This window comes from Sphingomonas faeni (assembly GCF_030817315.1).
In the GTDB taxonomy this organism is placed as follows: domain Bacteria; phylum Pseudomonadota; class Alphaproteobacteria; order Sphingomonadales; family Sphingomonadaceae; genus Sphingomonas; species Sphingomonas faeni_C.
This window is the reverse complement of record NZ_JAUSZF010000001.1, coordinates 3,102,018-3,127,492: the sequence shown is the minus strand read 5'-3', so window position 1 is coordinate 3,127,492 and position 25,475 is coordinate 3,102,018. Positions and strand designations below refer to the sequence as shown.

Genomic DNA, 25,475 nt, shown 5'->3' with positions numbered 1-25,475 from the left:
CGGGGGTGGGTAGGCCGCTTGGGATCAGCGGCCCTAACAAGACAGGCCAACCCACCTAAACCCCTCCCTTCCAGCGAGGAGAACTGCCAAGCCTCAGCGCGGCCCCTGCACGTCCGCCTTCGCCGCAGCGCGCTCGTCGCCGCCGATCTTGCCGTCCTTGTTCGCGTCGTACTTTGCGAACGTCGCCGCGAGCAGCGCCTGCGCTTCGGCCTGCGTGACCTTGCCGTCCTTGTTCTTGTCCGCGCTGGTGAACCACAGGTCCGCGAGGCGCTTGGCGTGGACCGGGTCCGGGCGCCCCTGCCCGCGGACCTTCATGTTGCCGATCCGTGCCTGCACTTCGGCGCGCGTTAGGACGCCGTCCTTGTTCGTATCCGACGCGGCGAACTCCGACTTGAACTTGGCCGAAGCGGACGCGCGGGTTTCCTGCGCGAGCGCCGGGGTCGCAAGGCCGGCAAGGGCGAGAACGGTAAGCGTTTGGCGTAGCACGGTGCGGTAACTCCAGAGGATTTGCGGCGCGAATAGACCGGCTCGGTTGTACGCGCCATTAACGCCATAGTTGCAGGCGCCGGTTGCATGGACGCCCCCTAGCGCATAGGGGCGCGGGCATTGGATATTGCCCGAAGGATTCTGCCGTGACCGATCAGATCAATCGTCCCGCCGGCGACGCCGGCATCAATCGGGTCGTATTGGCCTATTCCGGTGGCCTGGACACGAGCGTGATCCTTAAATGGCTCCAGCAGACGTATAACTGCGAGGTCGTCACCTTCACCGCCGATCTCGGCCAGGGCGAAGAGCTCGAGCCCGCGCGTGCCAAGGCCGAGATGATGGGCGTCAAGCCCGAGCACATCTTCGTCGACGACCTGCGCGAGGAGTTCGTCCGCGACTACGTGTTCCCGATGATGCGCTCGAACGCGCTGTACGAGGGGCTGTACCTGCTCGGCACGTCGATCGCCCGGCCGCTGATCGCCAAGCGCCAGATCGAGATCGCCAAGATGGTCGGTGCCGACGCGGTCAGTCACGGTGCGACCGGCAAAGGCAACGACCAGGTCCGCTTCGAGCTCGGCTATTACGCGCTGTCGCCCGATATCAAGGTCATCGCACCGTGGCGCGAATGGGATCTCACCAGCCGCACCAAGCTGATCGAGTTCGCCGAACAGCACCAGATCCCGGTCAGCAAGGACAAGCGCGGCCAGGCGCCGTTCTCGACCGACGCCAACATGCTGCACACCTCGAGCGAAGGCCTCGTGCTCGAGAACCCGTGGGACGAGGTCCCCGACTATGTCTATTCGCGCACGGTAAACCCCGAGGACGCGCCCGATACCCCTGAATACATCACGATCGATTTCGAGCGCGGCGACGGCGTCGCGATCAACGGCGAGGGCATGAGCCCGGCCACACTGCTGTCGACCCTCAACGAATATGGCCGCCGCCACGGCATCGGCCGCCTCGACCTGGTCGAGAATCGCTTCGTAGGCATGAAGAGCCGCGGCATGTACGAGACGCCGGGCGGCACGATCTATCACCTCGCGCACCGCGGCATCGAGCAGCTGACGCTCGATCGCGGCGCCGCGCATCTGAAGGACGAGCTGGCGCCGCGTTATGCCGAGCTGATCTACAACGGCTTCTGGTTCTCGCCGGAGCGCGAGATGCTGCAGGCGGCGATCGATCACAGCCAGGAGAAGGTCTCGGGCACCGTCCGCCTGAAGCTCTACAAGGGCGGCGTCTATGTGGTCGGCCGGAAGTCGCCGAACTCGCTCTATTCGGAGAAGGTCGTGACGTTCGAGGACGATCAGGGCGCCTACGACCAGCGCGACGCGGCCGGCTTTATCAAGCTGAACGCGCTGCGCCTGCGCTTGCTGGGGCGGCGTGATCAATAAGCTCTACCAGTAATCGTCGCCCTGTCGAACTACCGTTTCGATAACGAAGTTTACCAGGAAGATCGTCAACTCGTCGTGCGCGCACTTGTCTAGTGCGCCCACCCGCCCCTAGGGTTCGACGATATGATTACTCAGGGGGAAAAGCTGCATTGGTGGCAGACGCGCGCATTCGTTGCCGCCGTCGCGATCGCGTCGATCATACCGCTGCTGTGGCCGGAGATCCCGCCGCTGGTCGACCTGCCCGGGCATATGGGCCGGTACCGCGTCCAGCTGGCGATTGCCGACAATCCCTGGCTTTCCCAGTGGTATAACTTCCGCTGGCAGATGATCGGCAACCTCGGCATCGACCTGCTGATCGAGCCGCTCGCGCCGATCTTCGGGTTGCAGCTGGCGGTGAAGCTGATCGTTATGACGATCCCGGCACTGACGGTGACCGGGCTGCTCTGGATCGCCCGCGAGGTGCACGGGCGGATCCCCGCGACCGCGTTGTTCGCACTCCCGCTCGCCTACAGCTATCCGTTCCAGTTCGGGTTCGTGAATTTCGCGCTCGGCATGGCGCTCGCGCTCAACCTGTTCGCGTTGTGGCTGCGGATGGGGCGGCTCGACCGGCTGCGGTTGCGCACGGCGATCTTCGTGCCCGTCTCGTGCCTGTTGTGGCTATGCCATACGTTCGGCTGGGGCGTGCTGGGCGTGCTGGCCTTCTCCGCCGAGCTGATCCGCCAGCATGACATCCGCCGCGACAGCGATCCCAAGAGCTGGGCGCATGGCTGGTTCCGGGCGTGCATCCAGGCGGGGCTGAACTGCCTGCCGCTCGCGCTGCCGATGGTCATGATGGTGGTCTGGCGATCGGGCGATCATGTTGGCGGCAAGACGCAGGACTGGTTCAACTGGCGCTGGAAGATGAACTGGATCACGATGGTCCTGCGCGATCGCTGGATGACGTTCGACATCGCGTCGGTCACCGTGTTGTTCGTGATCCTGTTCCGCGGCGTGCGCGACCAGACGATCGAATATTCGCGCAACCTGAGCCTGTCGGCGCTGTTCCTCGCGATCGTGTATATCCTGCTGCCACGGATCGTGTTCGGCTCGGCCTATGCCGACATGCGGCTCGCGCCGTTCATGCTCGGGATCGCGGTGATCGCGCTGCGGCCGCGACATGGGCTGTCGCTGCGCGGCGCCGCCGTGCTCGCGGTGCTGGGCTTTGCGTTCTTCGGCGTACGGCTAGCGGGGACGACCGTCAGTTACCTGATGTACGACCGCAGCTACGATCAGGCGATCGCCGCGATCGATACCGTGCCCGAGCGGTCACGCGTTGTATCGTTCGTCGGGCGACGGTGTCGCGACGACTGGGCCTATTCGCGGCTCGAGCATGTTCCGGCACTTCTGCTGGAGCGGCGGCTGGCCTTCACTAACGATCAGTGGTCGATGGCCGGCGCGCAGTTGATGACGACGCAATATCCCGCGGCGAAGGGCTTTGCGCATGATCCATCCGAGATCGTCAGCGACATCAAGTGCCGTGGCCAGTTCTGGCGGCCGATCGGGATGGCGCTGGAGAAATTCCCACGCGACGCGTTCGACTACGTCTGGCTGATCCACCCGCCGAAGTTCGATTCCGCGCTGGTCCGCGACCTGACGCTGATCCGCCGCGACGGCACCAGCCTGCTCTACCGCGTCAACCGGGCTGCTGCTGCTCGCCCCGCCGGAACGGAGTAAGCTCGCCGAGATACTCCTGCTGCTCGGCGACGGCTTCGCGTTCGCGGACGAGATAGTCGGCGATCGCGCGGCGGAAGCTCGGGTCGGGGATATAGTGCGCCGAGTAGGTAGCGACCGGCGCATACCCCCGCGCGAGCTTGTGTTCGCCCTGCGCCCCCGCCTCGACGGTCTTCAGCCCGCGCGCGATGGCGGCGTCGATCGCCTGGTAATAGCAGAGTTCGAAATGGAGGAACGGCACCTCCTCCGTCGCCCCCCAATAACGGCCGTAGAGCGTTTCGTCGCCGATCAGGTTGAGCGCGCCTGCGATCGGAACGCCGTCGCGCTCGGCGAAGATAAGCAGGACGCGGTCGCCCATTGTCTCGCCGATCCGGTCGAAGAAGCTGCGCGTAAGGTAGGGCTGGCCCCATTTGCGGGCGCCGGTGTCCTGGTAGAACACCCAGAACGCGTCCCAATGCTCGGACGTGATCTCGGCGCCGCAAAGGTGGCGGATCGTCAGGCCCTCGACCGCGGCGGCGCGCTCCTTGCGGATCGCCTTGCGCTTGCGGCTGGCGAGCACCGCGAGGAAATCGTCGAAGCTGGCATAGCCGTCGTTCTTCCAATGGAACTGCGTGCCCTGCCGTATCAGCCATCCTGCCGCCTCGAACAGCGCCACCTCGTCGGGGTCGATGAAGGTCGCATGCGCGGAGGACAGCCCGCTCTGGTCGGTCACCGCCTCCAGCGCGGCGATCAGCGCAGGCGCCTGCTCGCGGTCGCGGAGCAGCAGGCGTGGCCCCGGCACCGGGCTGAACGGCGCGGCGATCTGGAGCTTCGGGTAATATTGCCCCCCTGCCCTCTCCCACGCGTCCGCCCAACCCTGGTCGAACACGTATTCGCCCTGGCTGTGGCTCTTCGCATAGGCCGGGCGCGATTCCCGCCGGCTTGCCGTCGGGACCATCGACCACGACGGGTAGGGCTTGCCAGCCCGACCGGCCACCGACGCTTTTCGAGGCTTCGAGCGCGGACAGGAAGGCGTGGCCGACGAACGGGTTGGCGGTGCCGGAACACGCCTCCCAATCCTCGGCCGCGATCGAGGAGACGCCTTGGGCGATGCGAGCGGTAACGGCGTTCATCCGCAACATTTGGGGTGGTGAGCCGCCGATAGCAAAGGCCGCGTCACGCTATCGTTGGCAATTTCACTGTTCTCCCGCGTTCGCGGGAGAACAAGATCAGGCGGAAACCTGCACGATCGCGTCGATCTCTACAGCAGCCCCCAGCGGGAGGACCGGTACGCCGACTGCCGAGCGCGCATGCTTGCCCGCATCGCCGAACAGCGCGACCATCAGGTCCGATGCGCCGTTCGCGACCTTGGGCTGGTCGGTAAAATCACCGGTCGAATTGACGAACACGCCGAGCTTCACGATCCGCTCGACGCGGCCGAGCGTGCCGAGCGCCGCCTTCATCTGCGCGACCAGCATCAGCGCGCACAACTTGGCCGCCTCCTGCGCGTCTTCGAGCGACACGCCGTCTCCAACCCGGCCGGTGACGAGCTGACCGTCCTTGAACGGCAACTGGCCCGAGATGTGGAGCATGCCGTTCGCCAGCACGGTCGGGACATAGGACGCCACGGGTGCGGCAGCCTGCGGAAGGGTGAGGCCCAGCTCTTCGAGCTTGCGGTCGATACGATCGGTCATGGAAGAGGTATCACCACAGCGGCAGGGGACGGGTCAAGTGCGACCACCCTACCAGCTCCTTCCCCCCTCCCTGAAAGGGAGGGGCCGGGGGTGGGTCGGCTTCCGCATATTCAAACGCTGGTGACCAAAGCCGGCCAACCCACCCCCAACCCCTCCCTTCCAGGGAGGGGGGACCGTTGTGCCCACGGCAACCCGACCGACTCAAACGTCCGCCGGCAACCCCGCCTCGAACCGCGCGGAAATCCAGTCCGCCGCCTCGCGCCAGTCATCGATCCGCGCATGCGCCTCGGGCGCCTTCGGCACGTTCACCGCCAGCGTCGGCTCCGACACCATGTGCAACCGGTGCACCCCCGGCGCGTGCTTCGCGACCGACTCGTGGTGCACCGCCAGATCGTCGACGAACACCGTCACCGGGTTTCCATATTCCTCGACCAGCCGCGAGACCGGCGTACCCTTGCCGCCCTGGTTGCACTCCACCCGGTGCGCGATGCCGAACTTGGCGAGCTGCTCGATCCGCGGCTGGCGGCACTCGTCCTGGAGGTTGGTGAGGATGACGATGTCCGCCACCTCCGCCAGCCGCTCCAGCGCCTCGACCGCATGCGGCACCAGCGTCTGGCGGTGCATCTCGCCGGGAAAGAACTCGCCCAGCATCGCCCACATATCCTCGCGCGAGGGCGGCGGACTACCGTCGCGTCGCGTCATCGCGGTCGAGAAATCGCCGTGCTGGATCGCGAAATCGATGTCGTGACGCTCGTCGAGCCACACGCCGAAATGCTTGACCATGTGCAACAGCACCTCGTCGCAATCGCTGATCAGCAGCGGCCTCATGCTTCCAGCTCCATCCGCGCGCGGACCAGCGCCTCGGGCTTCACGCCGAGCGATTCGGCGCAAGCGATCAGGTCCGGCTCGTGGTTTTCGAGGAACCCGAGCGCGGCGGACAGCACTGTCGGATCGCTCGCCCTGGCGCGCAGGTCGTGCGGCTCCAGGCCAGTCACCGACAACAGCCGCATCGCCCGGTCGGGCTCGACCAGGGTCCATACCAGAGCGCGCAGGGCGAGCGCTTCGGCGTCTTCGTTTGAATCGCGGTCGCGCATTGCCTATCGTGCCTTCTTTCCGAATAAGGTGGATCGGTGGCAAAGAAGGTGCTCGTTGTCGAGGACAACGAACTCAACCTCAAACTATTCTGCGATCTGTTGCGCGCGCACCAGTTCGCCGTCGAACCCGTGCGCGATGGCCGCGAAGCCGTTGCACGCGCTCGAGAATTCGCGCCCGACCTGATCATCATGGACATCCAGATGCCGCACGTCACCGGCTACGAGATCATCCTCGAACTGAAGGTCGACGAGGACTTGCAGGCGATCCCGGTGATGGCCGTGACCGCCTATGCGGGGCGCGAGGACGAGGAGCGGATCCGGGCCGCGGGCGCGGATTCATACGTGTCCAAGCCGATCAGCCTGGCGCGGTTCATGGATGCGGTGGGGGCGCTGGTCTGATCCTCCCCGATCCGGGGGGAACGCCCAAAGCCGCGGATATCGCTATCCGCGGCTTTTCGGATCATCGCAATCAATCGGCGACCTAAGCCGCCAACCTGATTACTTGATCTTGGCTTCCTTGAACTCGACATGCTTGCGCACGACGGGATCGTACTTCGAGAAGGAGAGCTTCTCCGTCTTCGTACGGGGATTCTTCTTGGTGACGTAGAAGAAGCCGGTGTCAGCGGTGCTGAGCAGCTTGATCTTTACGGTGGTCGGCTTGGCCATGAGCCCAATTCCTATGGCTTGAAAATGCGAAAGCGGCGAACTGACGCCGCCGCTCCATCAGGGGCGGCGCATGGCGGACGCGCGCGACGAAGTCAAGCTTTACGCCTTCGACACGCGGCAAGACGCATCATTTAACCCGCTATTCACGACCATAAGCGCATTCTACCGCCAGATAAAAGGGAGCGGGATCGTGGGCCAGGCAGTACGAATCGACGACATGATCGCGGTGAAAGCCGACCTGACCGCCCGAATCGCCGCGATCGACGCGACAATCGGCTCGCTGGTCGCGATCGTCCCCGCCGCACTGATGGGCGAGGCTGCATGACTGAAACTACCGCTCAGGCCGCTGCGCATCGCGATCGCCATTGTGTTCCTGATAGTCGGCGTCGTCCTAGCGCTCCGTGCCCTGCGATTGGTCTAGCGGGAGATTGGTTAGCGATGGGGAGCAATTCGGCGTTCGGATCGTTCACGCAACGACTTTCCAACCGGAGCTAGACATGGCCGACATCAACCCCGCCCTCGACACGCCCACCGACCTGCCGAGCAACAGCACCAAGTCGGTCGCCGACGCGCTGAACGCCGCGCTCGCCGATTGCTACGCGCTGTATCTCAAGACCAAGAACTTCCACTGGCACATGTCGGGGCCGCATTTCCGCGATTACCATTTGCTGCTCGACGACCAGTCCGCTCAGATCATCGGCGTGACCGACGCGATCGCCGAGCGCGTGCGGAAAACCGGCAATACCACGCTGCGCTCGATCGGCGACATCTCGCGGCACCAGACGATCGCCGACAACGACATGGCGTTCGTCGGCCCGACCGAGATGCTCGCCGAACTGCGCGAGGACAATCTGAAGCTCGTCGAGCAGTTCCGCATCGTCAAGGACGCCGCCGACGCCGCCAAGGACAACGCCACCAGCGGCATCGTCGACGAATGGACCGACCATGCCGAAGAACGCGCATGGTTCCTGTTCGAAGCCAGCCGCAAGGCCTGATCGTTACAGCCGAGGAACAATGCGGTCGCCGGGCCGGTTGATAGACCTTACCGAAAACTGGAGGCCGCCATGCTGAAGCTCGCAATCACCTTTCTCGTCATCGGCGCCGTTCTCGCGCTGCTCGGCTTCGGCGGCATCGGCGGCGCGTTCATCGGGATCGCCAAGATCCTGTTCTTTATCGCGATCGCGCTGTTCGTGATCTTCCTCGTGCTCGGCCTGCTCGCCGGCAAGGGTATCAAGAACGCGATCGACTGACGCGCATACCGCTAGCGACTCGCCAAGCGGCGCCAATCATGTAGCCTCTGCCGGAAACGGTGGAGGCTATATGCATTTCTGGATCCCGATCCTCGCGCTCGCCGCCTTGCCGGCCTCGTCCCTTGCCGCCGTTCCGGACGAGACGCGGTCCGCCGCCCCCGGAGTCGCACCGCCGGCCGCGAGCATCGAATCGCTCGCATGGCTGGAGGGAAGCTGGCACGGGCCCGGTCTCGGCGGCGATGCCACAGAGGTCTATGCAGCGCCCGAAGCCGGTCAGATCACGGGACATTTCACGCAGACGCAGAAGGGTAAGGTCGCCTTTTACGAACTGATCCAGATCGTCCCCGTCGGCAGATCGCTGGCCTATCGCCTGCGTCATTTCAACGCCGACCTGACCGGCTGGGAAGACAAGACGGGTAAACCGGAGAGCTTCCCGCTCGTCGCGATGGAGAAGGATGCGGTCCATTTCGATGGGCTGACGATGCGCCGACTCGGCCCCAACCGCATCGACGTCTGGGTACGAATCGACGGCAAGGCGCCGCGCGAGGTTCTTTTCAGCTACACGCGCACGCGGTGAAGACGGGCCCGGTGAAGATGGGCGCCGTGAAGATGGGCGCGATGAAGATCGGCGCGGTGAAGAGGTACGGGGAGCGGCGGCGGCTTCCCGTGCGTTGAACGACGATGCACGCTTTTGCCGCCCTGCTCGACTCACTCACCTACACCCCGTCGCGCAACGCGAAGCTGAAGCTGATCGCGGATTACCTGCGCGCGACGCCCGACCCCGACCGCGGCTGGGCGATGGCGGCACTGACCGGCGATCTCGATCTCAAGGGCGTGAAATCGGCGGTGATCCGCGGGTTGATCGAGGAGCGCGTGGATCCGGTGCTGTTCCGGATGAGCCGCGACTATGTCGGCGATACCGCGGAGACGGTGGCGCTGCTCTGGCCAGAGCAGACGGTTCCGGTCGATCCCACCCCCCTGTCGATCACCGACGTCGTCGAGCGGCTCGCGGCGTTGTCGCGTGCCGATGCCCCCGCCGCACTCGCGGACATGCTCGACCGGTCGGATGCCGAAGAGCGGTTCGCGCTACTCAAGATGGCGACGGGCGCACTCAGGATCGGCGTGTCGGCGCGGCTGGCGAAGACCGCGCTGGCCGACGCGTTCGGGCTCGACGTCGATGCGGTCGAAGAAGTCTGGCACGGGCTCGACGCGCCCTATGCCAGCCTGTTCGCCTGGGCGGAGGGCACGGGCGCGCAGCCGACCCCCGCCGACGTGCCCGTGTTCCGGCCGTTCATGCTCGCCCACGGCCTCGAAGACCTCCGCGTCGATCTCACCGACTATGCCGCCGAGTGGAAATGGGACGGCATCCGCGTCCAGATCGTCCATGTCGCGGGCGAAACGCGTCTCTACAGCCGCACCGGCGACGACGTGACGGGCAGCTTCCCGGAGATCGCCGCAGCGTTTCGGACACCGGGCACTGTCGACGGCGAACTGCTGGTCAAGGGCGAGCATCAGGGCGGCACGCTGGAGGACGGCGGCGGTGCGGCCAGCTTCAACGCGCTCCAGCAGAGGCTCGGGCGCAAGACCGTGTCGGCGAAGATGCTGGCCGAGTATCCTGCGTTCGTCCGGCTCTACGACCTGTTGCTCGATGGTCAGGAGGATCTGCGGACGCTGCCCTGGACCGAGCGGCGCAAGCGGCTCGAGGCGTTCGTGCCGCAACTCGATCCCGAGCGGTTCGATCTGAGCGCGGTGATCGAGGCGGAGGACTTCACCGCGCTGGAAGCGATCCGCGCCACCTCGCGCGATGCCGCGATCGAGGGCGTCATGCTCAAGCGCCGCGACTCACCCTATGTCGGCGGGCGCCGAGCCGGCCTCTGGTACAAATGGAAGCGCGATCCGCTGACCGCCGATTGCGTGATGATGTACGCGCAACGCGGCTCCGGGCGCCGCTCGTCCTATTATTCGGACTATACCTTCGGTTGCTGGACCGAGGACGGCGAGTTGCTCCCCGTCGGCAAGGCCTATTCCGGGATCACCGACGAAGAGCTGAAAATGCTCGACAGCTTCGTCCGCAACCACACGCAGAACCGGTTCGGCCCGGTGCGCGAGGTGGAGAAGACGCTGGTGCTGGAGATCGCGTTCGATTCGCTCCACGATTCGAAGCGGCACAAATCGGGCGTCGCGATGCGATTCCCACGGATCGCGCGAATCCGAACCGACAAGCCCGCGGCGGAGGCGGACCGGATCGAGACGCTCAAGCGGATGATTACGTAATCCACGCGTCATCGAAGCACACGGCGTGGTCGGGCTATCACGCGCGATCCTGCCACGCGTAAGGATGATCCGGTGAACAGTTCGAAACACCCCCGGACGGCAGCGGCACGACGCTGGCGGCGCGGCGCGTGGGTGACCGGCATCCTCTCCGCGATCGTCGTGCTGTTCGTCTATCTCGCGGGCTATTTCGATCGCGATCCGGTGCATGTGTTTCCGGCTATCGGTGTCCGGTCGTCGGGAACACCGCCGATCGCGGTCGTCAACTTCTCGGGCGACATGGGGCTGCGGTTCCTGCTCGGCGCGTCGACCTCGCGGGGACTGACCGAGCACGGCATCCCGGTCGTCGGAATCACGACACCGGCCTTGTTCGCACGATCTCGAACGCGCGACGAGCTGGATGTGATCGTCGCGGACGGCATTCGAACGGCACTGGCCCGGACCGGTGCGAAGCGGATCGTCGTGATGGGCCAGTCCTATGGCGCGGACATAGTCCAGACCGGGCTGGCGGACCTGCCTCCGTCGTTACGCGCGCGGGTCGCGGCGATCGTGTTGATCCTGCCGGGAAACACGGTCTTCTACCGCGCCGATCCGTCCGGGCTTCTCTACGATCACGGAACGCCGGACAGCATGGGCGCGACGACCGGCAACCGGCTGACCTGGGCGCCGCTGACGTGCATCTACGGCCTCGAGGAAACCGACAGCCTGTGCCCGCTGCTAACGATGCCGAACGCGCGCAAGGTCGCGATGCCAGGCGGCCACAACATCCGCCACGATGCGAACGGGTTGCTCGCGCATGTGCTTGCCGCGATCCGCGGGGTGGCTCCAGAGGGCGGGCGCGCTGACACTGGAAATTAGGGCGCAGAGCGATCGCTAGGACTAATCCAGCGGCGGCTGTTCAAAGCCCCCCAAAACTCCATCGCCCCCCTTCCGTCATCCTGACGAAAGTCAGGACCCAGGGCCAAGAGTGTAGGCGTTCGTAACTCTGGGTCCTGACTTTCGTCAGGATGACAGAATGAGCAAGTGAAGGTTGGAACGATGCCACCCTGTTCTCCCGCGAAGGCGGGAGTCCAGCCTGGGCTCCCGCCTCCGCGGGAGAACAAGGGAGGGGACCGGCTTATTGCGGCGCGGCGGCGATCTTTATCTCGAACAGCGTCGGCCAGTATTTGCCCGTCACGAACAGCCGATCCGCCTTCGCATCCCACGCAATACCATTGAGCACCGCCTCCCGGTCGGTAGCCGCAATCTCCGCGACGAGCGGACGCAGGTCGATCACCGCGGTCACCTTCCCGGTCTTCGGATCGATGCGGACCAAGAACCCCGTATGCCACACGTTCGCCAGCAGCGCGCCGTCGACGTATTCGAGCTCGTTGATGTCCCGCAGCGGCCGCCCGTCGATCGTCACCGCCACGCGGCGACGCTCCGCCAGGGTTAGCGGATCGCGGAAAATAATGTCGGAACTGCCGTCGGACTGGAGCAGCGAGACGCCGTCGCTCGTCAGCCCCCAACCCTCGCCGGTGTACCGGTTCTGCCCCTTGGGTTTCAGCGTACGAACGTCCCAGCGATGCGCGATACCGTCATGCCAGGTCAGGCTGACCAGCTGATCCTTCCACAGCGCGAGGCCTTCGCCGAACTGCGCCGGATCGATTCGCGTCTTCGCCAGGATCTTGCCGTCCTTGAGCGACACCCGGCGGACGTCGGATTGCCGCTCCTGCCCCGTACTCTCGTACAGCGCGCCGTCGTGCCACAGCAGCCCCTCGGTGAACGCGGTGCGATCATGCGGATAGCGCGCGACGATCGTCGCCGAGAACACCGGCACGCGAGTCGGCTCGCGCGAGGCCGGCGCAGCCACCTGCCCCGCCCGCACCCCGGACGATGAAACGAGAACGGCCGGCCCCGCCAAAGCGAGACCGGCCGCAATCATCATCCTACCGAACACGGTCGGACCAGTCAGCTGAATCAGCCGCCTGCGCTCAGGTTCACCGCTGCGTACTTGCCGCGACGATCGACCTCGAGCTCGAACTCGAGCTTGTCGCCCTCGTTCAGCGTCGCCATGCCGGCGCGTTCCACGGCCGAGATGTGGACGAATGCGTCAGGCTGTCCGTCGTCGCGCTGAATGAAGCCGAAGCCCTTCATCGCGTTGAAGAACTTGACCGTACCGGTCGCCTTCTCGCCGGTGAGCTGACGCTGTGCGCCACCTGCACCACCGTCACGGTCGCCACCGCGGGGCGCGCCCGGGCCGGCATCACGGTCACGCGGCGGGCCGCGATCGGTGACAGCCATCGGCTCGCCGTCGATCTTCAGGTCGGTCGCCGAGATACGGCCACCGCGATCGACGAGCGTGAAGCCGAGCGGCTGACCCTCGGCGAGCGCGACCATGCCGGCCTGCTCGACTGCGCTGATGTGGACGAACACGTCCTCGCCGCCGTCATCGCGAACGACGAAGCCGAAGCCCTTCTGCGCGTTGAAGAACTTTACGACGCCAGTGCCTTCGCCGACGACCTGGGGAGGCATGCCGCGACCACCGCCGCCGCCGCCACCGCCACCGCCCGAGAAGCCGCCGCCACCGCCGCCGCCGCGGTAACCACCGCCGCCGCCGCCGCTGCCGCCACCGAAGCTGCTGCCGCCGCCGTAGCTGCTGCCACCGCCGCCGCCGTAGCTCGAACCACCGCCGCCGCCGCCATAGCTGCTGCCGCCGCCGCCGCCGCCGCCGAACCGGTCGCCGCCGCCACCAAAGCTGCTGCCGCCGCCGAACTCGTTGTCGCCGCCGCCGAAGCTGTCGCGCTTGTCGCGGCCACGCCCGCCACGGTTCCCGCGGCCACCTTTATCGAAACCCATAAGCTCTGTTCGTCTTCCCGGTTCGCCCGCAAATTTCTCAAAACCCTTGTGCCGGACGACGAACGCAGGTTTTCCAGCGCGAAACCTTTTGCGCCTTGAGGGGACCCTTAGCGCAAAATACAAGCCGTCGCGAATAGATTCTGACGTATCGGGCCGCGATAAGGACCGATACTGATGCAAGTGTCGCTCCTGAGCCACGGCTCGTCGCACCGCCACCGCAAACGCCATCTTATCGCCCGATTCCGCGCGTGGCTGCCCTTACGGCCATTGAGCGTTCAGCCGCAGGCGGCTACGGCCCCCGGCATGACAGTTTATCTCCACGAAGGCGACATCCCCGCCGATCTGTTCGCAGGCGGCGCCGCGATCGCCGTCGATACCGAGACGATGGGGCTCATCACGCCGCGCGACCGGCTGTGCCTCGTCCAGCTCTCGGATGGCGGCCCCGACGAACACCTCGTCCGATTCGCCGCCGGTGCCGGCTACGACGCGCCCAATTTGAAGGCGCTGCTGGCCGATCCGGCACGCGTGAAGCTCTATCATTTCGGCCGATTCGATATCGCCGCGGTCCAGCATTACCTCGGCGTCGTCGCCGCGCCGGTCTATTGCACCAAGATCGCGTCGCGTCTGGTGCGGACCTACACCGATCGCCACGGCCTGAAGGAGCTGGTCCGCGAACTGCTCGGCCAGGATATCTCGAAGCAGCAGCAATCGTCCGACTGGGGCAGCCCCGAACTGTCCGACGCGCAGAAGGATTATGCCGCGTCCGACGTCCGCTTCCTCCACCGGTTGCGCACCGAACTCGACAAGCGCCTGATTCGCGAAGGCCGGATGGAGCTGGCACAGGCCTGCTTCGACTTCCTGCCGACTCGCGCCGCGCTCGATCTCGCCGGCTGGCCCGAAATCGACATCTTCGCCCACGCATGACCCAGATGCCGCCGCCCTCCCCAATCGCTCGTCGCGCACGCACCGCGCGGCAGGACTGGGCCGCGCCCGGCGGCAGCCACGATCGTTTCGTGGCGATCGCCCGCGTCGCGCTGCCGACCGCGATCGGCGTGCTGGCGGCGTTCCTGGTAATGGCGCCGCTGACCGCGGGCGGCGACGTGTCGTTTCTGCTCGACAAGAACAAGGTCGACGTCGCGCAGGAGCGGATGAAGATCCAGGCGGCACGCTATCGCGGCGAGGACAGCAAGGGCCAGTCCTTCACGCTCGACGCCCAGTCCGCGATCCAGAAGAGCTCGGCCGAGCCGATCGTCCAGCTCAACCAGCTCGCGGCACAGATCCAGCTGACCGACGGCCCCGCCAACATCAAGGCGAACACCGGCCGCTACGACATGGACACTGAGAAGGTGCAGCTGTTCGGTCCGCTCAACGCCACCGCGGCGGGTGGCTACGACCTGAAGACCACCAACGCGACGATCGACATGAAAGCGCGCACGCTCGAAAGCGGTGGCGCTGCGACCGGCACCGTCCAGCAGGGGACGTTCAGCGCGAACAAGCTGCGCGCCAACCTCGAGGAGCGCACTGTTACGCTTGACGGCAATGCCCGCTTGCGGATCATCCCCAGAGGGCCGAAATAGCCGCCATGCGCGCTTCCCCTATCTTCGCCGGCCGGATCCTTATCGGGATCTCCGCCGTCCTGCTCTCCACGACCGCGGTCGCGCAGCAGTCGCACAATTCCAACGCCCCGATCGATTTCGGCGCGGATCATATCGAGCTTCAGGACAAGGCGAACCGCGCCATCCTGTCGGGCAACGTCGCGGTCAAGCAGGCCGAGATGACGCTCAATTCGGCGCGGATGACGGTCGCCTATACCGGCCAGGTGATCGGCGGAAACCCGCAGGTCTCGCGGCTCGACGCGTCAGGCGGCGTGATCGTCAAGCGTCCCGACCAGACGGCGCGCAGCCAGTATGCGATCTACGACCTTAACCGCCGCGTCATCACGATGCTCGGCGCGGTTACGTTGACGCAAGCCGGCAACACCGTGAACGGCGGGCGCCTGACGATGAACCTCGACACCGGACGTTCGGTCATCGACGGGTCGTCGGTCGCGGGGGGCAGCGCGAGCGGATCGACCGCGAACGGTGGCACCGTCACGCAGACCGGCGGTCGCGTGACCGGCACCTTCTCGGTCCCCAAGCGCAACTGACGCGCGAGCGTACCGCAGGGGCTTCCCTCCGGCGGCGCGCTCCTGCATGTTTCCTGCCAAACCCCCCAGGTTTGGCGACACCATCACGCCGAGCGTTCGGCGGCTGACTTTTGCGAGGGCCTGATCCCATGGACGCCACCACGCTGCCCCCAATCGAGGACGTAGAGCCGATTTCCGAGCCGCCGGTGAGCAACGGGCTCCAGGTCGTCTCGATCGCGAAATCCTACGACAAGCGCGTCGTTCTGACCGACGTGTCGGTCTCGGTCGGGCGCGGCGAAGTCGTCGGCCTGCTCGGGCCCAACGGCGCGGGCAAGACGACGTGCTTCTACTCGGTGATGGGCTTGGTGAAGCCCGACTCGGGCCGCATCATGCTCGACGGCGAGGACATCACGAAGCTGCCGATGTACCGGCGCGCGATCCTCGGCCTCGGCTATCTGCCGCAGGAGACGTCGATCTTCCGCGGCCTGACGATCGAGAAGAACATCCTGACCGTGCTCGAACTGTCCGAACCGGACAAGGCGGCGCGCCAGCGGAAGCTCGACACGCTGCTCGAGGAATTCGGGTTGACCCGCCTCCGCACGGCCCCGGCGATGGCGCTGTCGGGCGGCGAGCGGCGTCGCGCCGAGATCGCCCGCGCGCTCGCGGCGGACCCGTCGATCATGCTGCTCGACGAGCCGTTCGCGGGCATCGATCCGATCTCGATCGCCGACATCCGCGATCTGGTGAAGGACCTCAAACGCCGCGACATCGGCGTGCTGATCACCGACCACAACGTCCGCGAGACGCTGGAAATCGTCGACCGCGCCTACATCATCTACGACGGCCGCGTGCTGTTCTCGGGCTCGCCCGCCGAACTGGTCGCAGATGCCAACGTCCGGCGGCTTTACCTCGGCGAAGGCTTCTCGCTTTAAGCCGATGGATACGCCCCTTTCTCCGTTCGCCCTGAGCGAAGTCGAAGGGCCGCCGCGCGAGCAGGTGCTTCGACTGCGGCGAGATACGCCGGAGTTTATCCTGAGCTTGCCGAAGGGCTCAGCACGAACGGGTGAAGTGGCATGAGCCTCGCCCCTCGCCTGGACATCCGCCAGTCGCAATCGCTGGTGATGACCCCGCAGCTCCAGCAGGCGATCAAGCTGCTCGCGCTGTCGAACCTGGAGATCGAGGGGTTCATCGCGGAGGAGGTCGAGCGCAACCCGCTACTCGAAGCCAGCGCCGCCGAGGACAGTGACGCCCCCGACCGCGAACCCGTCCCCGAAGCCCGCGACGAACGCGTCGCCGCCGACGAACTCGTTTCCGGCACCGGAGCAGGCGACGAACCGACGCTCGACGTCGACTACGCCACCGAAAGCCACCAGCAGGACAGCGTCGCCGACGGCGGCAGCGGGATGGACGGCGCACTGTCGATGACCGGCGCGAGTGCGGGCGGGGCGGGCGGCGAGGACGGCCCCGATCTCGACGCGTTCGCCGATACCAGCCTCAGCCTTGCCGACCACCTGCTCGCACAGGCCGGGCCCGCAATCCCCCGCGAGGATGCGTTCATCGCCGCGCACCTGATCGATCAGATCGACGAGACCGGCTATCTCACCGTGTCGCTGCTCGACATCGCCAACCGGCTCGGCGTGCCGCTGGTCCGCGTCGAGGCCGTGCTGGCGACGATCCAGACCTTCGACCCGACCGGCGTCGGCGCGCGCGATCTTGCCGAGTGCCTGACGCTGCAGGCCAAGGAAGCCGACCGCTACGACCCCTGCATGGCGCAGCTGATCGACAATCTCGACCTGCTCGCGCGGGGCGAACTCACCCGGCTCAAACGCATGTGCAACGTCGACGACGAGGACATGGCCGACATGATCCGCGAACTGCGCGGCTATGATCCGAAACCCGGCTGTCGCTACGGCGGCGAGCCGTCGCAGTCGGTGACGCCGGACCTTTTCGTGGCCCGAATCAGCAATGGTACGAAAGCCGGCTGGGCGATCGAGATCAACGCCACCACCCTGCCCCGCGTACTCGTCAACCGCAGCTATTACACCGAGCTGTCGGGCGGGCAGCAGGACAAGGCCTCGAAGGCCTGGCTGAGCGATTGCCTCGCCAGCGCGAACTGGCTGGTGAAAGCGCTCGACCAGCGCCAGCGGACGATCATCAAGGTCGCGACCGAGATCGTGAAGCAACAGGAGGCGTTCTTCCTGAAGGGCGTCGCGCACTTGCGGCCCCTGACGCTGCGCCAGGTGGCGGACGCGATCGAGATGCACGAATCGACCGTCAGCCGCGTGACGAGCAACAAATACGTCTCTTGCGCGCGCGGCCTTTACGAGCTGAAATACTTCTTCACGAGCGCGATCCAGTCCGCGGACGGCGGCGAGGCGGTATCGGCGCAGGCGGTGAAGTCCGCGATCCGCGCCCTGATCGACACCGAGGGGACGAAGATCCTGTCCGATGACACGCTGGTCGACCTGCTAAACGCCAAAGGCTTCGACATCGCACGCAGGACCGTGGCCAAGTACCGCGAAGCACTGGGGATAGGAAGTTCGGTACAACGCCGGCGGGCGAAGGCGCTGGAGGGGGTTCGGTAATTGCTTGCCCCTCCCTGGAAGGGAGGGGTTGGGGTGGGTCGGGTTCCGCTTGATCGCACGGTGGTGGCTTGAGCGGGCCTACCCACCCCCAGCCCCTCCCTTCCAGGGAGGGGAGCAAGATTAGTTCGGCACCTGCCCCGAACCCACCGCACCCGACACGCTCGCCCCACCCGGCGGCGTCGCACTCCGCGCCTCGCCCACCGCCTGATCATACCAGGACGCCAGATCCGCCTTCATCTGATGCAGGGCCTCTGGATTGAGATACGTCATGTGCCCCGCCGGATAGTAGCGAAACGCCAGATTCCGCTGCCGCGCGGGATCGAGCATCATGTGCCCCAGATCGTTCTCGGTCCCGAAGAACGGCGTCGCCATGTCGTAATAGCCATTCATCGACAGCACGTTGAGATACGGATTCTCGCGCATCGCCGCGGCCAGATCGACCGCGGTGTTCGGATTGTTCTGCGACTGGCCGCCACGGCCCGGCGCATCATGCTTCCAGTTCCACGTCCAGCCGGGCGCATCGCGCGCGCTGAGGCGATACGGCATCTCGGTCTTGTAGCCGAGCGTGTGCGTCACGTAATCGTTGAACGTCGCGATGAATGCACCGGCGATCGCGGTGTCGGACGCGTCGGTCTCTGGCCGCTCCCCCGCCGCATCGCTGTCGATGCCGGTATAGCGCGAATCGAACCGCCCGAGCGTCAGCCGCTGGTCGCGCAAAAGCTCCTTCTGGAAGCGGGCGAGGTCGATGCGGAGGTTGGCGCGCTTGATGAAATCGGGCGAGATACCGATCAGCTGGCTCATCCGGGTGGCGACCGTATCGCGTTCCGCGTCCGAAATCGTCTGCCCCTTCGACAGCGCCGCCGCGTAGGGCCCGGTCGCGAACGCCCGCGCCTCGGCGACGATCGTGGCGACGTCGGCGGGGCGGTTCTGCAGGCGGTTGTGGTACCACGCGCTCGCCGCATAGCTCGGCAAATAGTTGAGGTAGATCTCGTCGAGCCCCGGCTGTCGATACCCGTAGTTCATGATCGACGACAGCAGCACGACGCCGTTCAGCGCCATTCCCCGATCCTGCAACTGATACGCCAGCGCGCCCGAGCGGGTGGTGCCATAGCTCTCGCCGAACAGGAACTTCGGGCTGTTCCAGCGGCCATATTTGGTGGCGTAGCGCAGGATGCCCTTGGCGAACGCGTCGGCATCCTCGTCGACGCCGTAGAAGGCCGACGGCTTGGTATCGCCGAGCGGCCGCGAATAGCCGGTCCCGACCGCATCGATGAACACCATGTCGGTCTTGTCGAGCAGCGTGTCGGGGTTGGGACCGAAGTCGTACGGCGCGGGCCTGATGTATTCGGGGTTGGCGGTGCGCAGCCGGACCGGCGCGAACGAGCCCATGTGCAGCCAGAAGCTCGGGCTGCCCGGCCCGCCATTATAGAAGAACGTCACCGGGCGCTTGCTGCCAGGCTTCACCCCGTCGAGCGTGTAGCCGGTGTAGAACAGACTGGCGGTCGGCTTGCCCTCGGTATCGCGCAAGGTCAGCGTGCCGACGGTCGCGGTATAGCCGAGCGACTTGCCGCCGACGGTGACGCGGCCCTTCGACTTGACCTCCTGCTCGGCGACCGGCGCGTTGGCGTAATCCGCCTCCGCCTCGGCCTTCATTCGCTCCGCGTTGGTCTCAGCCTTGTCCTTCTTCGGCGCATCCTGCGCGGTGGCGGTGGTCGAGAGCGCTAATACCAGAGCAACGAACTTGGTCGAACGGGCCACGGAATATCCTTGCGACAGGGGCAATGGCCTATCCTGCCGCAGCCTCCACAAAGCGCAAGGCCTCAGTCGTCCTCGTCCTCGAACCCGACCAGCGCCAGCGCGCGCGCCTTGATCTGGCGGGTCATGCACCAATGGACCAGCGCATCCTCGCGCCCGTGCGTGACCCACACCTCCTGCGGCGCGATCTCGGTCAGCGTCGTGGTGAGTTCGTCCCAATCGGCATGATCGCTCAGGATCAGCGGCAGCTCGACGTTCTTCTGCCGCGCCCGCCCCCTTACCCGCATCCACCCGCTCGCCATCGCGGTGATCGGATCGGGCAGCCGCCGCGACCAGCGATCGTTGAGCGCCCCCGGCGGGCACATCACGACATGCCCCGCCATGTCCGCCTTCTTCGCGTCGGCCACCGGCAGCAGTTCGCCGAGCCGCACGCCGTGCTCCGCATACAGGTCGCACAGCTTTTGCAGCGCGCCGTGGATGTAGATCGGCGCCTCATGCCCACGCTCGCGCAATTCGGCGATCACCCGCTGCGCCTTGCCCAACGCATAGGCGCCAACGACCACGCAACGATCCGGGTTGGCGCGAAGGGCGGCGATCAACTTGTCGATCTCGTCGCCGGTATCGGGGTGGCGAAACACCGGCAGGCCAAAGGTCGCCTCGGTGATGAAGACGTCGCATTTGACGGGCTCGAACGGCGTGCAGGTCGGGTCCGCGCGGCGCTTATAGTCCCCCGAAACGACGATCCGCTCGCCGCGATAATCGAGCACGATCTGCGCGGACCCAAGCACGTGGCCGGCAGGGACGAAGCCGATATCCACCTCTCCCATCCGGATCGTCTCGCCGTACGCGACCGGGTTGCCGGCTTGCGGACCATAGCGCGCGTCCATGATCGCCAGCGTCTCCGGCGTAGCCCACACCGCCTCGTGCCCCCCGCGCGCGTGATCGGCATGCCCGTGCGTCACGAGCGCCTTCGCGGTCGGAATCGACGGGTCGATCCACGCGTCAATCGGCTTGACGAGGATGCCGTGCGGATGCGGTTCGAGCCAGTCGCCGAGTTTTGCCATGGGCTGATAACGCGCGACCCGCGAGCGCGGTGCCACGCGCCCCTACTGCCCTACTGCGCCCAGCCTACCGCCGCCCCCCGACCTTCACCGTCGCCACGATCGCATCCATCCGAGCCGCCGCGATCGCCTGGGCCGGCGCATTGCGCGCAGGCGGCCCGGCCGCCTTGACCGAATAGGTGACGCGGTCGATCGTATAGCAGGTGCCGTTCACGACCGTCCGCAGGTTGGTCGCGCGGACCTGCTGGCTCATCCCCGCGTCGCCGTTCGAATACACCGTCCAGCGATGCCCCCCGATCATCCGGTCGGGCAGCCTGCGCCCGCTGCCCGACTTCAGTCCCGCCGTGCCGCAGGTCGCGACGACCGCGGCGCTGCGGCTGAAACCGACCTGGACGATCTCGGTCACCTGTCCCTGGCCATCGCTCGGCTTGGCGACCTGCCAGAAGCGGACGATGCCGACGCCGCGACCGATCGGGCTACCGTCCCACACCTGCCGCCAACCGCTGTTCATCAGCGGTCGCCCGGCGAAATTGCGGGTCGGGGTCAGTGCCGACGCATAGGACAGCCGCACCGTGCCGCCTGCGCCGAGGAAGGATTTTGTTGCGGCGCTGGCGTTGGCGAAGGGAAGAAAAGCGAGCAGTGGCAGTGGCAGCAAAAAGCGAAGAAGCGTCACCGATCGTCTTTCACAAGAGAGGCTTGGCAGTGTGCCGCCGGTTTGCGCCGCGTCCATAGCGGTGCGGCGCAACGCCCCCATATGGCGATGATGCGTGAACAGGCCGTGAGCGACCTCCCCCCTCCCCTCGAAAACTGGTTCGCGTCGCGCGGTTGGCGGCCGCGCAGGCATCAGCGCGAGATGCTCGCCGAAGGACGTGCGGGGCATCATGCCCTGCTCGTGGCGGCGACCGGCGCGGGCAAGACGCTCGCCGGGTTCCTGCCCACGCTCGCCGAACTGATCGAGGCGCCGACCGCCAAAGGAGGGGGCGGCCTCCACACGCTCTACGTCTCGCCGCTGAAAGCGCTCGCGGTCGACGTACAGCGTAACCTGCTGACGCCGATCGACGAGATGGGCGTCGACATCCGCGTCGAGACCCGCACCGGCGACACGCCCTCAGACCGGAAGGCGCGGCAGCGGATCAAGCCGCCACAGATTCTGCTGACCACCCCCGAATCGCTGTCGCTGCTCCTGAGCTATCCCGACAGCATCACGATGTTCGACACCCTCCGCACGATCGTCGTCGACGAGGTCCACGCCTTCGCCACCGGCAAGCGCGGCGACCTGCTCTCGCTCTGCATGGCGCGCCTGCAAAAGATTTCGCCGGGGATGCGTCGCGTCGCGCTGTCGGCGACGGTCGCGGATGCGGACGGCTATCGCGCGTGGCTCGCGCCCGATGGCGACATCGACCAGGTCGCGATGGTCCGCGGCGAACCCGGCGCGGATCCCAACATCGCGATCCTGCTGCCCGAGGGGCGCGTCCCGTGGTCGGGGCATTCGGGCCGCTATGCCGCCGCGCAGGTGATGGGGGAGATCGAGGCGCACGAGACCTCGATCGTGTTCTGCAACACGCGCAGCCTCGCCGAGCTGATCTTCCAGGATCTGTGGAAGGTGAACGCGAACAACCTGCCGATCGGCGTCCACCACGGCAGCCTCGCCAAGGAGGCGCGGCGCAAGGTCGAGAACGCGATGGCCGAGGGGAAACTCCGCGCGCTGGTCGCCACTTCCAGCCTCGATCTCGGCGTCGACTGGGGCAATGTCGACTGCGTGATCCAGATGGGCGCGCCAAAGGGGTCGTCGCGGCTGTTGCAACGGATCGGCCGCGCCAACCACCGGCTCGACGAATCGTCCGAGGCGATCATCGTGCCGGGCAATCGCTTCGAATATCTGGAGGCACGCGCGGCGCTCGACGCGGTCGAGGTGGGCGAACTCGATTCGGACATCTTCCGCGTCGGCGCGCTCGACGTGCTGGCGCAGCACATGATGGCCTGCGCGTGCGCCGCGCCGTTCCGCGAGGCGGACCTGCTCGACGAGATCCGCTCCGCGCTCCCCTATTCCGCGCTCCCGACCGAGACGTTCGAGCGCGTGCTGCACTTCATCAGCGACGGCGGCTATTCGCTCAAGGCCTATGACCGCTTCAAGCGGCTGACCAAGGATCCGGACGGCACGTGGCGCGTCAGCCATCCCAAATTCATCGGCCAGCACCGGCTGAACGCAGGCATCATCGTGGAGGCGACGATGCTCAACGTGCGGTTCGGCAATGGCCGCGTGCTTGGCCGCGTCGAGGAGGCGTTCGCCGCGCAGTTGAGCCACGGCGACACGTTCTTCTTCGCCGGATTGAGCCTGGAGGTGATGAAGATCGACCTCGAGGATCTGGTCGTCCGCGCGACGTCGAAGCCGGCGCGGATTCCGACTTACGGGGGCAGCCGGATGCCGCTGTCGACCAACCTCGCCGACCGCGTCCGCGGGTTCCTCGCGCATCCCGGCGACTGGGCGCGTTTCCCCGACGACGTCCGCGAATGGCTGGAGATGCAGGCGTATCGATCGGTGATGCCCGAGCCCGGCCAGCTGCTGGTCGAGACGTTCCCGCGCGAGGGGCGGCATTACATGGTCGCGTACAGCTTCGAAGGGTGGAACGCGCACCAGTCGCTCGGCATGCTGATCACGCGGCGGATGGAGACGCAGGGGCTAAAACCGCTCGGCTTCGTCGCGAACGACTATGCGCTGGCGGTGTACGGGTTGGAGAAGATCACCGATCCGGCGGCGTTGTTCTCCGCGGATATCCTCGAACACGAGTTCGTCGAATGGGTGCAGCAATCGCATCTGCTCAAACGCGCGTTCCGTGAGGTCGCGGTGATCGGCGGGCTGGTCGAGCGCCAGCATCCCGGCAAGCGCAAGACCGGCAAGCAGGTGACCTTCTCGACCGACCTGATCTACGACGTGCTGCGAAAATACGAACCGACGCACCTGCTGCTGGAGGCGGCCTGGGCGGACGCACGCGCGCGAATGACCGACGTCGGACGACTCGCCTCACTACTCGACCGCGCGGCGGCAACGATGGTCCACGTCGACCTGGAGCGCGTAACGCCACTCGCCGTGCCGGTGCTGACGCTGATCGGCCGCGAGAAGATCTCGACGAACACCTCGGACGACGCGCTGCTGATCGAGGCGGAAGCAATGATCGCCGACGCCATGCGGCCGGATTGAGCCGGGCGCGGACTCCGTGAATCCCGCCACCACGGATCCCTTGGATCCTGCCACCACGGCACCCTCAACAGATTGCACCACCCCGGCGAAGGCCGGGGCCCAGTTGGTGAACGCTGCTAACGAAGGGCACCCCGCAATTATTGCCACCTTTCCATCTGGCCCCCGGCCTCCGCCGGGGTGGTAGCATCTCATGCCGATCCCGATCGAAAATGAACGACGTTCCAACCCAACCACCACCCCCCTGTTCTCCCGCGAAGGCGGGAGCCCAGTCTGGATCCCCGCCTTTGCGGGGAAACAAACTTACGATAACCATCATAACATTAGGGGCCGTCCGCCGCTAACAACGGTAGTTGCGCGCACCCCGGAATGAGCGCAGCATTTGCAGCATGCACAGGTGGCTAGCCCTTCTATTACTAGCCACGACCGCCCAGGCCACCGCTCAGGACGCCGTCCCCCCGCAACAAAATGCTGCACCCTCGCCAAATGCAGCATCCGCAGCAGAGCCCGACCCCGCGACACTCGTGTTCGCCGAAGACGAAACCCGAATGACCGTCCCGGTCACGATCGCCGGCGCGGGACCATTTCCCTTCGTCGTCGACACCGGCGCGCAGCGCACCGTCATCTCGCGCGAGCTTGCCGCCACGCTCGGCCTCGCGCCCGGCCGCACCGTCCGTGTCACCGGCATGACCGGATCCGACGCCATCGGCACCGTCATCATCCCCTCGCTGAAAGTCAGCGTCATCGGCAGCGCTGCGATCGAGGCGCCCGCGATCAGCGCGATCAACCTCGGTGCACGTGGGCTGCTCGGGATCGACACGTTGCAGGATCACGCGGTGACGATCGACTTCGATACCAAGACGATGACCGTCACCCCCTCGCGCAGGCGACAGAATCGCGAACGCGCGGGGCCGGACGAGATCGTCATCCGGGCGCGCAGCCTGTTTGGGCAACTCGTCGTCACCGACGCCTATTGCAACGGCATCCGCATCCGCGTGATCCTTGATACCGGCACCTCGGTCAGCATGGCCAATGGCGCGCTCCGCCGAAAGGTGGCGCGCAAGGCATTGGGCCGCGCACGGGCCTCGCAACCCGTATCGCTGACCGGCGTCACCGGCGAAACCGTGGTTGCCGACTACACGACGATCGACCGGGTCTCGATCGGCAGCCTGACGCTCGGCGACCTGCCCGTGGCGTTCACCACCGCGGATGCGCCGCCGTTCCGCCAGTTCGGCTTGTCCGACCGCCCCGCGATGCTGCTCGGAATGGACGTGCTGCAACTGTTCCGGCGCGTCGACATCGACTTCGCCAACCGCGAGGTGCGGCTCGCCTTGCCCCGCGGAACGCGCCGGCGCTGAGGGGAGCGTTGAGCGC

At 66.2% G+C, this 25,475-nt stretch carries 27 protein-coding genes and 1 pseudogene; 16 read left to right on the top strand and 12 right to left on the bottom strand.

The features are described 5' to 3' along the window. Positions 1–93 precede the first annotated feature (93 nt). Positions 94–486, bottom strand: coding sequence for an EF-hand domain-containing protein (locus QFZ54_RS14670; protein WP_307088269.1), 393 nt, complete (start codon positions 484–486; stop codon positions 94–96). 146 nt (positions 487–632) lie between these two features. On the opposite strand from QFZ54_RS14670, the gene QFZ54_RS14665 reads away from it, so the two are divergent. Both QFZ54_RS14665 and QFZ54_RS14660 read left to right on the top strand, forming a co-directional pair. Beyond that, positions 633–1,877 carry an argininosuccinate synthase gene (locus tag QFZ54_RS14665; RefSeq protein WP_307088267.1) on the top strand — a complete coding sequence of 415 codons (1,245 nt, stop codon included), beginning with the start codon at positions 633–635 and terminating at the stop codon, positions 1,875–1,877. A gap of 123 nt (positions 1,878–2,000) precedes the next feature. After that, on the top strand, positions 2,001–3,590 hold the full coding sequence (locus QFZ54_RS14660) for a hypothetical protein (protein WP_307088265.1): 1,590 nt from the start codon (positions 2,001–2,003) through the stop codon (positions 3,588–3,590). Here QFZ54_RS14660 and QFZ54_RS14655 read toward each other — a convergent pair. The 4 genes and pseudogenes from QFZ54_RS14655 to QFZ54_RS14640 form a co-directional block, all read right to left on the bottom strand. Beyond that, a pseudogene (locus QFZ54_RS14655) lies at positions 3,550–4,699 on the bottom strand (GNAT family N-acetyltransferase). The gene QFZ54_RS14660 and the pseudogene QFZ54_RS14655 sit on opposite strands and share 41 nt — an antisense overlap. A 96-nt stretch (positions 4,700–4,795) precedes the next feature. Next, a complete protein-coding gene (locus tag QFZ54_RS14650; RefSeq protein WP_307088263.1) occupies positions 4,796–5,260 on the bottom strand; it encodes a RidA family protein in 465 nt (154 codons plus the stop codon). Between the two features lie 201 nt (positions 5,261–5,461). After that, entirely contained in the window at positions 5,462–6,088 is a 627-nt protein-coding gene (locus tag QFZ54_RS14645) for an HAD family hydrolase (protein WP_307088262.1), read from the bottom strand. Further along, positions 6,085–6,354: a DUF3572 domain-containing protein gene (locus QFZ54_RS14640; RefSeq protein ID WP_056490061.1), complete on the bottom strand. Its 270-nt coding sequence runs from the start codon at positions 6,352–6,354 to the stop codon at positions 6,085–6,087. The genes QFZ54_RS14645 and QFZ54_RS14640 overlap by 4 nt, the downstream gene beginning before the upstream one ends. Positions 6,355–6,390: 36 nt before the next feature. On the opposite strand from QFZ54_RS14640, the gene QFZ54_RS14635 reads away from it, so the two are divergent. After that, positions 6,391–6,753 (top strand): response regulator, encoded by a 363-nt coding sequence (locus QFZ54_RS14635; RefSeq protein WP_307088259.1) that lies wholly within the window; start codon positions 6,391–6,393, stop codon positions 6,751–6,753. A 99-nt stretch (positions 6,754–6,852) separates the two neighbouring features. Here QFZ54_RS14635 and rpmG read toward each other — a convergent pair whose 3' ends face one another. Then, positions 6,853–7,020: a 50S ribosomal protein L33 gene (rpmG, locus tag QFZ54_RS14630; protein WP_055881863.1), complete on the bottom strand. Its 168-nt coding sequence runs from the start codon at positions 7,018–7,020 to the stop codon at positions 6,853–6,855. Positions 7,021–7,090: 70 nt separating this feature from the next. Here rpmG and QFZ54_RS14625 point away from each other — a divergent pair, with 70 nt between their 5' ends. The 4 genes from QFZ54_RS14625 (at position 7,091) to QFZ54_RS14610 (ending at position 8,847) form a co-directional block, all read left to right on the top strand. After that, the gene (locus QFZ54_RS14625; RefSeq protein WP_307088254.1) at positions 7,091–7,345 is read left to right on the top strand and encodes a hypothetical protein; all 255 of its coding nucleotides are present in this window, start codon (positions 7,091–7,093) and stop codon (positions 7,343–7,345) included. Between the two features lie 172 nt (positions 7,346–7,517). Further along, positions 7,518–8,015, top strand: coding sequence for a Dps family protein (locus tag QFZ54_RS14620; protein ID WP_093398573.1), 498 nt, complete (start codon positions 7,518–7,520; stop codon positions 8,013–8,015). Between the two features lie 69 nt (positions 8,016–8,084). After that, the gene (locus tag QFZ54_RS14615) at positions 8,085–8,270 is read left to right on the top strand and encodes a DUF1328 family protein (protein ID WP_055881870.1); all 186 of its coding nucleotides are present in this window, start codon (positions 8,085–8,087) and stop codon (positions 8,268–8,270) included. Positions 8,271–8,340: 70 nt separating this feature from the next. After that, positions 8,341–8,847 carry a DUF6265 family protein gene (locus QFZ54_RS14610; protein ID WP_307088248.1) on the top strand — a complete coding sequence of 169 codons (507 nt, stop codon included), beginning with the start codon at positions 8,341–8,343 and terminating at the stop codon, positions 8,845–8,847. On the opposite strand, the gene QFZ54_RS20420 is transcribed toward QFZ54_RS14610, so the two are convergent. After that, on the bottom strand, positions 8,829–8,957 hold the full coding sequence (locus tag QFZ54_RS20420) for a pentapeptide repeat-containing protein (RefSeq protein WP_373458535.1): 129 nt from the start codon (positions 8,955–8,957) through the stop codon (positions 8,829–8,831). The two genes, QFZ54_RS14610 and QFZ54_RS20420, sit on opposite strands and share 19 nt — an antisense overlap. Between QFZ54_RS20420 and QFZ54_RS14605 the strand changes: the two genes are divergently transcribed. Beyond that, positions 8,952–10,544 carry a cisplatin damage response ATP-dependent DNA ligase gene (locus tag QFZ54_RS14605; RefSeq protein WP_307088246.1) on the top strand — a complete coding sequence of 531 codons (1,593 nt, stop codon included), beginning with the start codon at positions 8,952–8,954 and terminating at the stop codon, positions 10,542–10,544. The genes QFZ54_RS20420 and QFZ54_RS14605 overlap by 6 nt on opposite strands. Positions 10,545–10,616: 72 nt before the next feature. Further along, the gene (locus QFZ54_RS14600) at positions 10,617–11,399 is read left to right on the top strand and encodes an AcvB/VirJ family lysyl-phosphatidylglycerol hydrolase (protein WP_307088244.1); all 783 of its coding nucleotides are present in this window, start codon (positions 10,617–10,619) and stop codon (positions 11,397–11,399) included. A 259-nt stretch (positions 11,400–11,658) separates the two neighbouring features. On the opposite strand, the gene QFZ54_RS14595 is transcribed toward QFZ54_RS14600, so the two are convergent. Next, on the bottom strand, positions 11,659–12,393 hold the full coding sequence (locus QFZ54_RS14595) for a glutaminyl-peptide cyclotransferase (protein ID WP_307088242.1): 735 nt from the start codon (positions 12,391–12,393) through the stop codon (positions 11,659–11,661). A gap of 107 nt (positions 12,394–12,500) precedes the next feature. Continuing rightward, the gene (locus QFZ54_RS14590) at positions 12,501–13,379 is read right to left on the bottom strand and encodes a cold-shock protein (protein WP_307088239.1); all 879 of its coding nucleotides are present in this window, start codon (positions 13,377–13,379) and stop codon (positions 12,501–12,503) included. Positions 13,380–13,682: 303 nt separating this feature from the next. On the opposite strand from QFZ54_RS14590, the gene QFZ54_RS14585 reads away from it, so the two are divergent. The 5 genes from QFZ54_RS14585 (at position 13,683) to rpoN (ending at position 18,089) form a co-directional block, all read left to right on the top strand. After that, a complete protein-coding gene (locus QFZ54_RS14585) occupies positions 13,683–14,303 on the top strand; it encodes a ribonuclease D (protein ID WP_307088237.1) in 621 nt (206 codons plus the stop codon). After that, positions 14,300–14,956, top strand: coding sequence for an LPS export ABC transporter periplasmic protein LptC (gene lptC / locus QFZ54_RS14580; protein ID WP_307088235.1), 657 nt, complete (start codon positions 14,300–14,302; stop codon positions 14,954–14,956). Before QFZ54_RS14585 ends, lptC begins: the two co-directional genes overlap by 4 nt. Before the next feature lie 5 nt (positions 14,957–14,961). Beyond that, the gene (locus tag QFZ54_RS14575; RefSeq protein ID WP_307088233.1) at positions 14,962–15,525 is read left to right on the top strand and encodes an LptA/OstA family protein; all 564 of its coding nucleotides are present in this window, start codon (positions 14,962–14,964) and stop codon (positions 15,523–15,525) included. Positions 15,526–15,653: 128 nt separating this feature from the next. After that, on the top strand, positions 15,654–16,436 hold the full coding sequence (gene lptB, locus QFZ54_RS14570; protein WP_307088231.1) for an LPS export ABC transporter ATP-binding protein: 783 nt from the start codon (positions 15,654–15,656) through the stop codon (positions 16,434–16,436). 141 nt (positions 16,437–16,577) lie between these two features. Then, complete coding sequence (rpoN, locus tag QFZ54_RS14565; protein WP_307088229.1) at positions 16,578–18,089, top strand: RNA polymerase factor sigma-54; 1,512 nt, start codon at positions 16,578–16,580, stop codon at positions 18,087–18,089. A gap of 120 nt (positions 18,090–18,209) precedes the next feature. Here rpoN and QFZ54_RS14560 read toward each other — a convergent pair whose 3' ends face one another. The 3 genes from QFZ54_RS14560 to QFZ54_RS14550 all read right to left on the bottom strand — a co-directional run bounded on the left by QFZ54_RS14560 (position 18,210) and on the right by QFZ54_RS14550 (position 21,578). Next, positions 18,210–19,847, bottom strand: a complete 1,638-nt coding sequence (locus QFZ54_RS14560; RefSeq protein ID WP_307088227.1) for a S10 family peptidase — start codon at positions 19,845–19,847, stop codon at positions 18,210–18,212. Positions 19,848–19,909: 62 nt separating this feature from the next. Beyond that, positions 19,910–20,908: a ligase-associated DNA damage response exonuclease gene (locus tag QFZ54_RS14555; RefSeq protein WP_307089485.1), complete on the bottom strand. Its 999-nt coding sequence runs from the start codon at positions 20,906–20,908 to the stop codon at positions 19,910–19,912. Positions 20,909–20,972: 64 nt separating this feature from the next. Then, positions 20,973–21,578: a hypothetical protein gene (locus QFZ54_RS14550; RefSeq protein ID WP_307088225.1), complete on the bottom strand. Its 606-nt coding sequence runs from the start codon at positions 21,576–21,578 to the stop codon at positions 20,973–20,975. 81 nt (positions 21,579–21,659) lie between these two features. On the opposite strand from QFZ54_RS14550, the gene QFZ54_RS14545 reads away from it, so the two are divergent. Together QFZ54_RS14545 and QFZ54_RS14540 are read left to right on the top strand one after the other, a co-directional pair. Next, the gene (locus tag QFZ54_RS14545) at positions 21,660–24,104 is read left to right on the top strand and encodes a ligase-associated DNA damage response DEXH box helicase (RefSeq protein WP_307088224.1); all 2,445 of its coding nucleotides are present in this window, start codon (positions 21,660–21,662) and stop codon (positions 24,102–24,104) included. Between the two features lie 545 nt (positions 24,105–24,649). Continuing rightward, positions 24,650–25,459, top strand: a complete 810-nt coding sequence (locus tag QFZ54_RS14540; protein WP_307088222.1) for a retroviral-like aspartic protease family protein — start codon at positions 24,650–24,652, stop codon at positions 25,457–25,459. Positions 25,460–25,475: the final 16 nt, after the last annotated feature.